Genomic DNA, 14,391 nt, shown 5'->3' with positions numbered 1-14,391 from the left:
AGATGCTGGTGGCGAGCTCGTTCGCCACCAGCATTTCCGCGGGCGCGACGCGAACATCGATATTCGGGCACGAAACAGCACGGGGCGGGGAATGCCGGAGAAAACACCGGAAGCGGAGGAAGACCGCGGTGGTGCTGCCGCACACGGGGGTGCGGCAGCACCGGCGGCGGCTATATTTCGTGCTCAAGCTATTCGGGCGCTGCGTCGCGATCGGCTACTCGGGCCGGTTCTCGGCCACGATGAAACGTGGGCGAGTTCGCGCCGAACCGTGCGTGAATTCTGCGCCGACGCCAGGGGATTTCGGTATCGCATTCCGTATCGGCCGCAGACGCAGGCGAGTGACTGCGCACCCGCCTGTTTGGCGATGACGCTGGCCTACCACGGTGTCGACGTACCGCTGGCGCGTCTGCGCGAGCAGGTGGATTCCGGTCCTCGGGGGACCTCGGCGCGCACCGTGCTCGAGGTGGCGCGCGGCTACGGACTGCACGGGCGCGGCGTCTCGGTGACGCAGGGCGCGTTGCGGGCGCTGCCACCGGGATCGATTCTGTTCTGGGAGTTCCGACATTTCGTGGTGCTCGAGCGGGCGACTCGCACCTCGGTCTTCGTGGTCGACCCCGCTTACGGGCGGCGGAGACTGTCGTATCCGATGGTGGCCGAATCGTTCACCGGTATCGCGATCGAGTTCTCGCCCCCGTTGCGGGCCCCTCGGGTTGGTGTCGGCGTGCGGCGGGGGTCGTGGCGGAGCCTGCGTTATATGGTGCCCGACCGGTCCACGTTGGCGCGGCTGGCGCTGGTGTCGTTCGGGCTGATGGCCTTGCAGTTCGCCATGCCGGGAGCCACGGCCTATGTCGTGGACACGGTGTTGCCGCAGCGGGGTGCGGCGTCCCTCGGGCGGCTCGCGGTGGTGGTGGCGCTGCTGATCGCTCTCGTGTTCGGCCTGCAATGGATACGGTCCTGGATGTTCGCGGGCCATCAGGCGCGGGCCGACAAAACGGTGACGATCGGGGTGCTGCAGCATCTGGTCTCACTGCCCTACGAGTACTTCACGGTGCGACGACCGGGTGATCTCGCGATGCGGGTGCGCACCGTGAGCGCCGTGAACCAGGTGCTCGGTATCACAGTGGTCGCGGCGGCGGTGGATTCCGTGGCGATGCTCGGCTACTTCGTCGTGATGTGGTTTCTGGACGCGAGATTGGCGCTGGTGGCGTCGGCGCTGCTCGTGATCCAGATCGCCGTGTTGGTGTTCGGCTGGCGCAATCAGGCGCATCTCGGTCCGCAGGTGCTGGAGAGCCAGGCGCGCAGTCAGGACGAATTGATCGATCTCCTCGATGGCATCGCCACCCTGAAAAGCGGCGGCGACGAGGACATCGCGGCCGAACGGTGGAGCCACACGCTGGTTTCGGAGGTCAACATGAAGTTGCTGACCCGGCGCAGCCTCGACCTGTTCGCCGCGTGCGGAAACACCCTGCTGTTCGCGGCGCCACTGGTGCTGCTGCTCTTCGGTACGCGTGCGGTGTTGAACGGGACGGCCTCGCTCGGCGAGACATTGGCGTTCACCGCGCTGACCATCGGGGTGTTCGCCCCGGCGACGACGTTGCTGAATTCGGGAATGCAACTCGCCTCGATGAGCGGATTGTTCGCTCGGCTCGACGACATGCTGACAGCTGATCCGGAGGGTGGGGGCTCGACCCGCGGGCAAGCTCCCTCGGAGCGGCCCTTTTCCGTGCGGTGCGAATCGGTCGGCTACCGCTACCCCGGGGGCAACGATGCCGCGGTGCGCGATGTCTCAGTCGATGTGGCCGCCGGTCGATTCCTCGCCGTGCTCGGCGCGTCCGGCTCGGGCAAATCGACGGTGGCGATGCTGATCGCGGGCATGCATACACCGCAGGACGGCCGGATATCGGTCGGTGGCATCGATCTCGCGGACATCGACGTGCGCGCGTATCGGTCGGGGATCGGCTACGTGAACCAGAACGCCGGACTGTTCGCGGGAACGATCCTGGACAACATCACCCTCGGTGCGCCGATGGCCACCGCCGAACATGTGCGGCGGGCGGCCGAACAGGCTCAGGTGCACGACGACATCATGGCGATGCCGCTGGGTTACCACACCCCCGTCGGACCGTCCGGTTCGGGCATGTCAGGAGGTCAGCGGCAGCGCATCGCGCTGGCGCGGGCCCTGATCAAACAACCCGGCCTGCTGATTCTCGACGAGGCCACCGGCGCGCTCGACCCCGCCACCGAACGACGGGTGTTCGCCGAACTCATCGACACCGGAATCACATTGATCGTCGTGGCGCATCGGCTCAGCGTGCTGGATCGCGCGCATTCGGTCATCGTGCTGCGCCACGGCGAGATCGTGTGGCAGGGCACCCCCGACGAACTCGACGTGCAGAGCGCGCGGGATGTCGCGGGCGCCGCCGAGGGACGGGTTCCGGCGTCGTGAACGATTCAACGGAGACCGTCGATTCGGTGCGATCGCGGGTCGCCTCGATCTTCGAACAGGTGCTCGGCCGCCCTGTCGAACCGGAGTCGGACCTGTTCGACATAGGTGGCGACTCGGCCGACGCGGTCGAGATCATCGAAATGGTCCGGCACTGGAGCGGAGTCGACATCGACGTGCTGGAACTGCTCGAGGCCGGTGTGTCCGTGCGGTCGGTGGCGAATCTGGTGGGGGCCGCGCTGTGACGGCCGGGATCGACCGCGCACCGCTGACGTTCGAGCAGCACGACGTCTACCTGCGCGCCGGGCAGACGGGCGGATACGACAATGTCGGTATCTCCTACGAGATCTCGGGACGGCTCGAGGTCGCTCGGCTGGTATCGGCGCTGCGGGAAGTCGTCGAGCGCCACGACGCGCTGGCGGTGCGGGTGGTGTCCGAGGGCGGCTCGGCGCACCAGGAGTGGGAGCCACCGACGGCGGACGCGCGAATCGTCGAGTTGCGGGAGGTCCGCGCCGATGATCGCGAGCAGTTCGCCCGTTACGTCGGTTTGACCTACGCCGCCGATCTCAACGATCGCCTCGGCACGGGGGCGGCCGGCAATTTTCGATTCCGGCTGCTGCGGCTGCGCGAGGACCACCATGCGCTGCTGCTCACCTTCGGCCACCTCGTCGTCGACGGCACGGGCCTGTTCCTCATCGAACGCGAGTTGGCGCGAATTCTCGCGCATCGTGCCCCTGCGTCGGAATCCGTCTCCTTCCTGGCCGCGGCACGCCGCCAGCGGGCCCGGGTCACGCCGGGCATGTTGGACGAGAACTCGTCTTGGTGGCGGTCCGTGCTGCGGCGCTACCCGAGCAGTCGATGTTTTCCCGAATCCGGTTCGAGCATGCCGGTACTCGGCGACAGCGCGACGCTGTCGGAGGCACTGCGCGACGATCCGCTTCGGCGACTCCGCGCGGCCGCGGCGTCGCGCCGGATGTCGATGGCGCAGCTGGTGATCGCCACGTTCGCGGAATCCCTTCTGGCGGTGTCGGGTTCGGAGCGAATCTGTCTGTGGACATTCGCGGATTCGCGGCGCAAGGCCGACCGGGGCACCGTGGGGATGTTCGCCGGTCTCGTCCCGTTGATGCTGGATCGAGCGGCGGGGCACTCGATCGCGGACCAGGTCCGCCGGGAAACCCTGGCGGCGTCGGCACATGCGCACATGGAGCCGCGACGCAAGTTCGATGTGTTCGAAACGCTGTTCGACAGCGCCCGCGCCGACGGTGGACGAGTGTTCGACATCCTCGTGAATTACATTCCGGCCCGTGCGGTTTCGTCGGCGCCGGGTGTCGGTGGCGATCTGCGGGTGCGTTCGGGGCACTTCCATCCGCCGCACGACGGCGCGGGGTGGCTGCCCGCCGCGCTGTCGCTTGAGATCGTGGAGTCGGCGCCGCGATTGGACATCCGGTTGAGCTATCGACCGAGCAGCATCGCCGAATCCCACGCACGCGACATTCTCGCGGGCGCGATCCGGCGGCTGTGTCCGTCGGGGACCGCGGTGGGGAGGGGCTGATGCGTCGGTTCCTGTGGTGCGCGGGTCTCGTGCTGGTGCTGCTGGCCACGGTCTCCCCCGCGCCCGCGCCGGTCGACTACCGGGACGTGGCGGGGGACGGGGGCTACCGCGCGGTCATCCGGCGCACCTCGCATGGGATCGCGCATATTCTGGCGTTCGATTACGGCGGGCTCGGGTTCGGGCAGGGCTGGGCCTACGCCGAGGATCGCTCGTGTGATCTGGTCGATCAGATCGTCAAGGTGCGCGCGGAGCGGTCACGGTGGTTCGGCCGGGGCGGCGGGGACGGGGAGAACCTGACCTCGGACGCCGCCTACCGCGGACTGGATCTGATCGGACGCGGCCTCGAGCAACTGTCGCGGTTGCCTGCCGACGCGCGCGCCATGGTGGAAGGCTATGCGGCGGGGTTCAATTCGGCGCTGGCTCGGCACGGCGCGCGGGGCTGGTGTGCCGGGCAGGAGTGGGTCGGACCCGTCACCGCGGTCGAGATACTGGCCTATGAGCGGGATCTCGCGATCAGCGCGAGCAGCGGCATGTTGTTGCGCGCGATCGCGGCGGCCAGGCCGCCGGGCGACGGACCGTCGCAGGAACAGCGTCAGAGCCCGGACACGCGACTCGACGGGCCCGCCGCGACCGGTAACGGCCTCGGCAGCAACGGATGGGCGCTGGGTGGGGAACTCACCGCGAGCGGGCGCGGTGCGCTCATCGCCGGTCCGCACTACCCCTGGCAGGGCGAAAGCCGCTTCTGGGAGGCGCAACTGACGATCCCGGGCATGCTGAACGTCTACGGCGTCAGCTTGGGAGGGATGCCAGGTATACAGATCGGGTTCAACGACAACCTGGCCTGGACGCATATGGTCGCGCCCGGCTATCGGTTCGCGCTGTACTCGGTCGAGCTGACTCCCGGTGACCCCACCAGCTATCGGATCGGCGACGCGGTCGAGCAGATGGGGCGCAAGGACGTCGTCATCGATGTGCTCGCCGCGGACGGGCGGCTCGAGCGGGTGACCCGAACCCTGTGGTCCACCCGTTACGGGCCGGTGCTCACCGGTGGCGCGGAGATTCCTCGGCTCGACTGGACGGCGCGGCACGCGGTGACCCTGCGTGACGCCAATCTCGACAACGACCGGCTGCTGCCGTTCTGGCTGGCGCTAGACCGCGCCCGGGATGTGGCCGAGGCCGAGCGGATACATCTGCGGTACGGCACCGCGTGGGTGCAGACCGTCGCGGCGGACAGCGCGGGCCGGGTCTGGTTCGGTAACGCGTCGGCGACACCGAATCTCGGGCCCGCGGCGGTGCGGGCCTGGGAGACGGATCCGCTGCGGCTGCTCGACGGCAGCGATCCGGACAACGACTGGCGCGTCGAGGACGGCGCGCCCGCCCCGGGACTGCTGCCGCCGCGGGGTTGGCCCCGGCTGACCGACCGCGATGTGGTGTTCAACGCGAACAACAGCCACTGGGTCGCGCATCCGTCCCGCAGGCTCGAGGGCTACACCCCGCTGCTCGGCCCCGAGCGCACCGAACTGGACCCGCGTGCCCGGCTGACCGGGTCGATGTTCACCGGAGCGAGGCTGGGCGAGGTCGCGGGCGCCGACCGCAAGATCGACCTGTCCGAGCTGAGCGCCGCGGCCCTGTCGAACCGGTCGCTCGTTTCGCGGCTGCTGCTGCCCGTGGTGCGCGCCGCCTGCGCGGACACCGCCGCGACGACGACGAACCTGCCCGAAGGGCCGGTCGATCTGACGAAAGGGTGTGCGGTGCTGTCGGAATGGGACGGCGGATTCGACGTCGACAGTCGGGGCGCGGTGCTGTGGCGGGAGACGATGCGCGGGTTGTCGAAGTCCTACCCGGACATGTTCGGCGCCGGTAGCACCGTATTCGCGACCGGGTTCGACCCGGCCGATCCGCTCGGCACACCGCGCGACCCGCGCATGGATCCCGCCCTGGCGCGTACGGCGCTAGCCGGGGCGGTGCGGAGCATGACGGCGGCCGGTCTGCCGGTGGACGTGCCGCTGGGACAGGTGCAGCGCACCCGCAAGGGGGATCGGTGGTTTCCCGTGCCGGGGTCCGTGGACGAACTGGGCGTGACCGACATCGTCCGGTACAACCCGCGGCCGGGCACATCACGGGAGCCGGTGCTCTCGGCCGGACAGCCGCTTCACGACAGTGATCTGACCACCGACGGCTACGTCGTGAACGAGGGCACCAGTTTCGTGCTCGCCGTCGAGTTCACCGACCGTGGACCGCGTGCCAGGGGACTGCTCACCTTTGCCCAGTCCACCGATCCGGCCTCGCCGTATTTCGCCGATCAACAGGATCTGTTCGCACGTAACGCCCTGCGCGAGTGCCTGTTCACCGAGCAGGAGATCGCGACCGATTCCGCATTGCGGGTGCAGGCCGTCAGTGGCGGAGAACCCCGAAGCCAGGGAGGAACAACGCAGTGACCACAGTGAGCTCGAATCCGGTCTCATCGAGAGCGGATGGGGCGGGCACCGGATTCCGGACCGCGCCGACCCAGCGGCGGGTCTGGGCACGGCGGATCGCCTCGGGGGTGGAACCGTTCGCGCAACTGGCCGTCCAGATCGAAGGCCCGCTCGACGCGGATCGGTTGGCCGCCGCCGTGAGCGCGGTCGCCGACCGGCACGAGGCGTTGCGCACGAGGTTCGTCCCGGGACCGGGACGCGGTCTGCCGGTGCAGGTGATCGACGACACCGCGGCGCCGCTGGTACGGGCGACATCGCCCGCGGCGGGCCCGGAGGCGATCTGCCGGCGGGAACGGGCCGCGCTGGACCCGGTGGCGGGCCCCGCGTTCCGCGCGCTGCTCGCGACCGGGAGGGATGGCTCGTGGCTGATCCTCACCGGTCACGCCCTGGTGGTCGATCCGGAATCGCTGCGCGTCGTGTCGCGCGAGGTGGTGGCCCGCTACGAAGGTGGCGCGCGAGCCGATGCCGAACCGCCCCTGCAATACGCCGACTTCGCCACCTGGCACGGCGAACTGCTGGCCGACGCGGAACACGCACCGGACCGTGCCGCGTGGACGAGATACCTCGATCAGGCGACCGAGGCAGGGTGGCGCGGCACGGCGGGTTCGGGTGGGGGGGACTGGCGTTCGAGTCACGCGACGGTCACCGGCGAACTGTGGTCCGGGCTGAACTTCCTCGCGACACAGTGGGAGCACACGACATCGGAGCTGCTCGCCGGACTGTCGGAGGTGCTGGTGTGGCGGTTCGCCGGAGAGCGGCCGGTGAGCGTCGCGGCGGTCACCGCCGCGCGCTCGCATCCCACCCTGCGCGAGGCCGTCGGCGGATTCGAGCGGGTCGTCCCGATGGTGTGCGCGTTCGACGGGCAACTGCCCGTGCGGGCCGCCGTCGGCGAGGCCGCCGCGCGGCGCGCCGAATGGGTCGCGCGTATCGACCATCTGGATCCCGCCGCGCGGCCGGGGATCGCGGCCGAGCCGTGGACCTCGTTCGCCGTCGAGGTCACCGAGATCGCGTCGCCGCAGGCCGCGGATGCGGTCACGTTCACCCCGGTCGCGGAGAACGCGTCCGCGGACGCGATGGTCCGGATCCGTTTCATGCTCGGCGCGGGGCGGGTGGACATCGAGACCGGCTACGACGACGCGCGCGTCGAAGCGGGCGTGGCCGAATCGTTGACCGAATGCCTGCTCGCGCTGCTCGCCGCGGCGGTGGCGAACCCGGAGGCGACGGTGACCCAGCTAGGCATGCTCCCGGTCGCGCAGCGGGAGCGGGCCGCCGCGACGGGCCGGGGACCGGTGCAGGACGTGCCCGACAACCCGGTGCACATCGGCGTCGCCGAGCAGGCGCGCCGCACACCCGACGCCGTCGCGGTGGAGGCCGCCGACGGCGAACTCACCTACGCCCGACTCGATGGGCGAGCCGCGCGGCTGGCGGCCCGGCTGATCGAGCTCGGAGTGCGTCCGGGTGACCGGGTCGTGGTGAACATCGGGCGCACTGCGGCGCTGCCGGTCGCGCTGCTGGCCGTGCTGCGAGCCGGGGCGGCGTTCGTCCCCGTCGATATCGAACATCCTTCGGCCCGACTGGCCTTCGTGCTGACGGAGACGGCGGCGACGGTGCTGCTCACCGAACGAGAACGCCTCGACCGCACCGATCCCGGCGGCGCGGCGATGCTCGCGGTGGACGACGAATCGAGCGGATCGGACGGCCTCGCCCCCGCCGATCCGGTGCGGGTGGACATGGACGGCCTCGCCTACGTCATGTACACCTCCGGCACCACCGGTGCGCCCAACGGCGTCCAGCTCACCCACGCCGGTCTGGCCAATTACCTGTCGTGGGCGGCGCGGACCTACCGGATGGCGGAAGGATCCGGCGCGGTTGTCGCGTCCTCCATCGGTTTCGATCTCACGCTCACGACATTGCTCGCTCCGCTGACCACCGGGCAGCGGGTGATCCTGGTTCCGGAGCGCGCGGGCTTGAACGGCCTGGTGGCGCAGTTGCGCGCACGCACCGATCTGACCCTGGTCAAGCTGACCCCCACCCACCTCGACGTGCTGAATCAACTGCTCGATCCGGCCGAGCTGACCGGCCGGGTCCGCACCCTGGTGGTCGGCGGTGAGGCCCTGCGCGCGGAGAGCGTCGAATTGTTCCGGGCGGGCGGGGCCCGCGTCGTCAACGAGTACGGGCCGACCGAGACGGTCGTCGGCAGCGTCGCCTATCTCGTCGGTGCGGACACTCCGCACACCGGACCGGTGCCGATCGGTTCGCCGATCGCCAATACCGAGGTGGCGCTGCTGGATCCGCGCAGGCAGCCGGTCGCCGACGGCATGGTCGGCGAGATCTACCTGGGTGGCGCCGGGGTGGCGCAGGGCTATCTGGCTCGGCCGGAACAGACCGCGCGGCGCTTCGTCGTTCTCGACGGCGGGCGGTACTACCGGACCGGCGATCTGGCTCGCAGGCGGCCCGACGGAATTCTGGAATATCTCGGCCGCGCCGACGAACAGGTCAAGATCCGCGGCGTCCGCATCGAACCCGCGGAGATCGAACAGGTGCTGCTCGACCACGACACCGTGGTGCGGGCGGTGGTGACGGCCCGCACCGACGAGGATCCCGGCGGGTCCTCGCCGCTGGCCGGTGAACCGATGCTGGTCGCCTACGTGGTACCCGCGCCGGGGGCGGCGCCGCAGCCCGGCGTACTGGCCGAATTCTGCAGTAACAGGTTGCCCGCGCAGCTGATTCCGGCGGCCTTCATGATACTCGAGGCGCTGCCGGAAACCGCGAACGGCAAACTGGATCGGGCGGCGCTGCCCCGGCCCGCGAGTAGGCAGCCGGAGTTCTCGGCCTTCGTCGCCGCGCGTACCGCCACCGAAGAGATCCTGGCCGGGGCGATGGCCACGGTGCTCGGTGTCCAGCGGGTCGGCATCGACGACAACTATTTCGCCCTCGGCGGCGACTCGATCCGCAGTGTCATGGTCGCCAGTCGCGCGCAGGCCCGAGGTGTCGAAGTCACCGTCGCCGATCTGCACCGGTTTCCGACCGTGCGGCAGTGCGCGACCCATCTCGACGGCCGCACCGCGCCGGAGACGGTCGCGGCGACCGAGCCGTTCGAGTTGATCGACCCGGCCGATCGTGAACGTTTGCCGGCGGAGGTTCAGGACGCGTTCCCGCTGAACCTGTTGCAGGAGGGCATGATCTTCCACCGGGACTTCGCGGCGAAGTCGGCCGTTTACCACGCCATCGCCTCGGTGCGCCTGCGGGCGCCGCTGCATCTCGAGGTGATGCGCACGGTGATCCGCCAACTGCTGGAACGCCATCCCATGTTGCGGACCTCGTTCGACATGGCCACCTACAGCAGGCCGCTGCAACTGGTGCACGGCGAGTACGCGACGCCGCTGTACCACGATGATCTGCGCGACCTCGGCGAGTCCGAGCAGGGCGCGCGGATCGACGAATGGATCGACCGGGAGAAACAGCGCGGATTCGAACTGGATGAATATCCGCTGATCCGCTTCATGATCCACGAACTGGGGCCGGATCTGTTCCAGTTCACCTACGGCTTCCATCACGAGATCGTCGACGGCTGGAGCGAGGCGTTGATGATCACCGAGTTGTTCAGTCACTACTTCTCGCTGGTCTTCGACGAGCCGATCGCGATCCGGCCGCCGACATCGACCATGCGCGACGCGGTCGCCCTGGAGTTGACGGCGCTCGAGGACCAGCGCAACTACGAGTTCTGGGATTCCTACCTGGCCGACGCCACGCTGATGCGGTTGCCGAGGATGTCGGGTGGTCCGCGCGCGGACAAGGGCGACCGCGAGATCGTCCGGATCGCGGTGCCGGTGCCGGTGGAGTTGTCGGAGCGGCTGAAGGGACTGGCCGCGGCCCGGGCGGTGCCGCTCAAGAGCGTGCTGATGGCCGCGCACCTCGCCGTGATGTCGGCCTACGGCGGGCACGAGGACACGCTGACCTACACCGTCACCAACGGCAGGCCCGAAACCGCCGACGGCAGTACTGCGATCGGGCTGTTCGTCAACAGTCTGGCGCTGCGGGTACGGATGACCGGTGGCACCTGGCGCGACCTGATCGCCGCCACGCTGGTCGCCGAACAGGCCTCGCTGCCGTACCGGCGGCTGCCGATGGCCGAGCTCAAACGCCATCAGGGCAACGAGCCGCTGGCCGAGGCGCTGTTCTTCTTCACCAACTACCACGTGTTCGGCGTGCTCGACCGGTGGAAGGATCGCGGCGTCGAGCACGTGGCCGACGAACTGTACGGCGAGTCGACCTTCCCGTTCTGCGGCATCTTCCGGCTGAATCGGGACACCGGTCACCTCGAGGTCAGGATCGAGTACGACGGCCTGCAATTCTCCGGCGAGTTGATGGACAGCGTTCGCGACTGCTACGCCCAGGTGCTCGCGGCGATGGCGGCCGACCCGGACGCGCGGTACGACACCGAGCCGCTGCTGTCCGCGCGTGACCGGGCCGCGCTGGAGCGTTTCGTGGCCGGGCCGCGGGCGGTACCCGATGAGCGATGCCTGCACGAGTTGATCCACGAGCAGGCCGTACTGCGCCCCGACGCGGTCGCGGTACAGTTGGACGGTTCGGCGCTCACCTACGGTGAACTGGATCGCCGGGCGAACCGATTGGCGCATGCGCTGCGCGAGGGCGGTGCCGGGCCCGAGCGCCCGGTGGCGGTGCTGGCGGAGCGGTCGGTCGAGCAGATCGTCTGTCTGGTCGGCGTACTCGCCTCCGGCGCCGCCTACCTGCCGTTGGATCCGGGACAGCCGGACGAGCGGATCGCGGCCCTGCTCGCCGCGGTGGACGTGACGGCGGTCGTGGCCCAGCGACATCTGCGGGACCGGCTCGGCGACCGGGCCGACGTGCTCGCGGTGGATCCGGGCCTGATGTTCTGCGCGGACCGTCCGGCGCATCCGGTGGCCGCCGGGACGGTCCCCGACAACGCCGCCTACGTGATCTTCACCTCCGGTTCCACCGGGCAGCCCAAAGGTGTTGTGGTGACTCATCGCAATGTGGTGGCGTCGTTGGCGGCGCGCACCGCCGCGTACGGGACCGACCCCGAACGATTCCTGCTGCTGTCCTCCTTCGCGTTCGACAGCTCGGTGGCCGGGATCTTCTGGACGCTCACCCGCGGCGGCACCCTGGTGTTGCCCGCGGAGGGGTTGCAGATCGAACCCGCGAGTCTGGCCGCCGTCGTCGCACGCCAGCGACCCACCCATACGCTAGCCATCCCGTCGCTGCTGGCGCCGCTGTTCGACCAGGCCGAGCGCGGGTGGCTCGATTCCCTTCGCACGATCGTCGCGGCCGGTGAACCGTGCCCGCGGACACTGTCGGACACCTGCGCCACGGCGGCGCCGTCGGCGCGACTGGCCAACGAGTACGGGCCGACCGAGGCCACGGTCTGGTCGACGGTGTCGTTCGCCGCGCCCGGCGACCCGACCGACCGCACGCAGGTGCCGATCGGCACTCCGGTCGCGGGCGTGCGCGCCGAGGTGCTCGATCCGCACGGCAGGCCGGTGCCGGTCGGGGTGGCGGGCGAGCTGTACATCGGTGGCGCCGGGGTGGCCCGCGGGTACGCGGGGCGGCCTGCGGAGACGGCGCGGGCCTTTCGACCCGACCCCGCCGCAGCCGGCGACCGTCGGTACGCGACAGGCGATCTGGGCCGTTTCCTCGACGACGGACAGGTGGAGTTCCTCGGTCGCACCGACCATCAGGTGAAGATCCGCGGGTTCCGGGTGGAACCGGGCGAGATCGAGGCCGTGCTGGAGACCCACCCCGAGGTGAGCCGGGCCATCGTGACGGTGCGCGGCGAAACCCCTTCGGACAAGGCGCTGATCGCGTATCTGCTCCCGACGGTGCAGGGGCGTCCCGACGCGTCCGAACTACAACAGTACGTGCGCGACCGGCTGCCGAAGTACATGGTGCCGACCGCGTGCGTGGTGCTCGACAGTGTGCCGCTCACCCCGACCGGCAAGGTCGACCAGCGCGCGTTGCCGCAACCCACCCGCGCCGATCTCGCCGGACGCCGCGAATATGTGGCGCCGCGCACCGAGACCGAACAGGCCGTCGCGGCGATCTGGGCGAAGGTGCTGAAGGTGGACCGGGTCGGTACCGCAGACCTGTTCTTCGAACTGGGCGGCGAGTCGTTGCGGGCCATGCAGGTGATCGCCGCGACCACCCGCGTATTCGGGGTCAAACTGTCGGTTCGCCGACTGTTCAAATCCCCGACCGTGGCCGATTTCGCCCGGGTGGTCGACGAGGCCCGACCGGTGTCGGTCGAGGTCGCTCGCTCATGATCGGATCGGCCGTCGAATCACCGCGCGGCGCGACGTCGGACGCGGGCAGCCCGCTCGCGTCCGCGCAGCGGCGGCTGTGGTTTCTGCATCAGCTCGCGCCGGATTCGGCGGCCTACAACATCTGTAGCGCGATCGAGCTCACCGGTCCGCTGGATGTCGTCGCGCTGCGCGCGGCGGTGTCGCGGATCGGTCGTCGGCACGAGGCGTTGCGCGCCAGGTTCGGCGTCGACGCAGACCGGCCGTGGCAGTGGTTCGACGGGCCGATTCCCCCGCTGCGCCTGGTCGATTGCGGGCGCGCGGACGTCGACCGGATGCTGCGCGCCATCGCGCGGCGACCGTTCGCGCTCGACGCGGAACCCGCGTTCGCCTGGTGGTTGCTGAGGCCCACGCCACAGCGGGCCGTACTGGTCGCGGCGGCGCACCACATCGTGTTCGACGGCGCGTCGCTCGAGCTGGTGTGCGCCGAACTGAGCGCCGCGTATCGGGCGGCCCGAACCGGTCGACCGGACCAATTGCGCGACCCGGCACCGAGTTTCGAAGCCCTGGTACGTCGAGAGCCGGAACTCGCCGACGCCGGGACGCCGTTCTGGCGCGACGTCGTGCGAGACGTTCCCGCGTATACGGGGCTGTTCGGCGCCTCGTCCGCCGCGGCCGACGAGGTGGTGAGCAGTCGGTTCACCGTCGCCGATCAGTCGCGGCTCGATCGGTTGTGTCACCGCCTGGGCGTCACCCGGTTCGCGGTGGTGGCGACCGCGTTGTTCTGTCTGCTGACCCGATTCGGCGGACAGCGCGATCTGGTGATCGGTACACCGGTCGACCAACGTACCGACGACAGTTCCTCGGTGGTCGGTATGGCGGTGAACACGGTGCCGCTGCGGTTGCGGCTGTCCGGTGACCCGTCGTTCGAGCACCTGGTGGAACAGATGTGTGATCTGGTCCTGGACGCGCTCGAATACCGGCACACCCCGTTCGACCGGATCGTCGAATTGGCCGGTGTGCCCCGAGATCGCCATTCCACCCCCCTGTTCGGGGTGTTGCTCGCCTACCAGAAGCGACCCGCCGCGCCGGAACTGCCCGGAATCCGCGGCGAGGTCATCGAGGTGGCGCCGGCGGGGGCCAAATACGAGCTCACCGTCACCGTGACGGACGGTCCCGCCGGTCCGGCGGTGATCCTGGACGCCGACGCGGCACACTGTGGAAAGTCCCTGTTGGCCACGGTGACCGGCTACTTGCGCACCCTGCTGGACGGGGCGCTTCGGGAGCCGGATACCGCGGTGAGCCGGTTGCCCCTGCTCGGGCCGCGGGATCTGGCCCGGCTGCGTGGGCAGACGCATCCGGGGCGGTATCGCGATACGCCGCCGGTACATCGTCTGTTCGAACTGGCCGTGGCGGCGGCACCGGACGCGGTCGCGCTGGTCGAAGGCACCCGGCACGTCAGTTACCGGTCCCTGAACGCCGGGGCCAACCGGCTGGCCCGCGAGTTGCGGCGACGTGGTTGCCGGGCCGGAAGCGTGGTCGCGGTCCTGATGCCGCGCACGGTCGAACTCGTCGTCGCGTTGCTGGCCGTGCTCAAGGCGGGTGCGGCGTACCTGCCGGTGACCGAGGATCAACCCGCCG

General features: G+C 69.8%; 6 protein-coding genes (1 of these 6 only partly in view). All 6 read left to right on the top strand.

The genetic code is table 11. The features are described 5' to 3' along the window. The first annotated feature begins 91 nt into the window (after window positions 1-91). Tightly spaced (each overlapping or abutting the next), the 6 genes in view from ABZ824_RS27305 to ABZ824_RS27280 form a layout consistent with a single transcriptional unit that may run on beyond the window. Window positions 92-2,446: a peptidase domain-containing ABC transporter gene (locus tag ABZ824_RS27305; RefSeq protein WP_356966287.1), complete on the top strand. Its 2,355-nt coding sequence runs from the start codon at window positions 92-94 to the stop codon at window positions 2,444-2,446. Beyond that, complete coding sequence (locus ABZ824_RS27300) at window positions 2,443-2,688, top strand: acyl carrier protein (RefSeq protein ID WP_356966285.1); 246 nt, start codon at window positions 2,443-2,445, stop codon at window positions 2,686-2,688. Before ABZ824_RS27305 ends, ABZ824_RS27300 begins: the two co-directional genes overlap by 4 nt. Then, window positions 2,685-3,995 (top strand): condensation domain-containing protein, encoded by a 1,311-nt coding sequence (locus tag ABZ824_RS27295; protein ID WP_356966283.1) that lies wholly within the window; start codon window positions 2,685-2,687, stop codon window positions 3,993-3,995. The genes ABZ824_RS27300 and ABZ824_RS27295 overlap by 4 nt, the downstream gene beginning before the upstream one ends. Continuing rightward, on the top strand, window positions 3,995-6,433 hold the full coding sequence (locus ABZ824_RS27290; protein ID WP_356966282.1) for a penicillin acylase family protein: 2,439 nt from the start codon (window positions 3,995-3,997) through the stop codon (window positions 6,431-6,433). Before ABZ824_RS27295 ends, ABZ824_RS27290 begins: the two co-directional genes overlap by 1 nt. Then, window positions 6,430-12,774 (top strand): amino acid adenylation domain-containing protein, encoded by a 6,345-nt coding sequence (locus ABZ824_RS27285; RefSeq protein ID WP_356966280.1) that lies wholly within the window; start codon window positions 6,430-6,432, stop codon window positions 12,772-12,774. The genes ABZ824_RS27290 and ABZ824_RS27285 overlap by 4 nt, the downstream gene beginning before the upstream one ends. Beyond that, on the top strand, window positions 12,771-14,391 hold the 5' portion of the coding sequence (locus ABZ824_RS27280) for an amino acid adenylation domain-containing protein (protein ID WP_356966278.1). 1,556 nt of this gene lie beyond the right edge of the window; only the first 1,621 of its 3,177 coding nucleotides appear in the window; the start codon lies at window positions 12,771-12,773; its stop codon lies off the right edge, out of view. Before ABZ824_RS27285 ends, ABZ824_RS27280 begins: the two co-directional genes overlap by 4 nt.

It is taken from the genome of Nocardia sp. NPDC047038 (assembly GCF_040644075.1).
Lineage (GTDB): Bacteria > Actinomycetota > Actinomycetes > Mycobacteriales > Mycobacteriaceae > Nocardia > Nocardia sichangensis.
The sequence above is the reverse complement of the archived record's forward strand: the minus strand, read 5'-3'. Positions and strand labels throughout refer to the sequence as shown.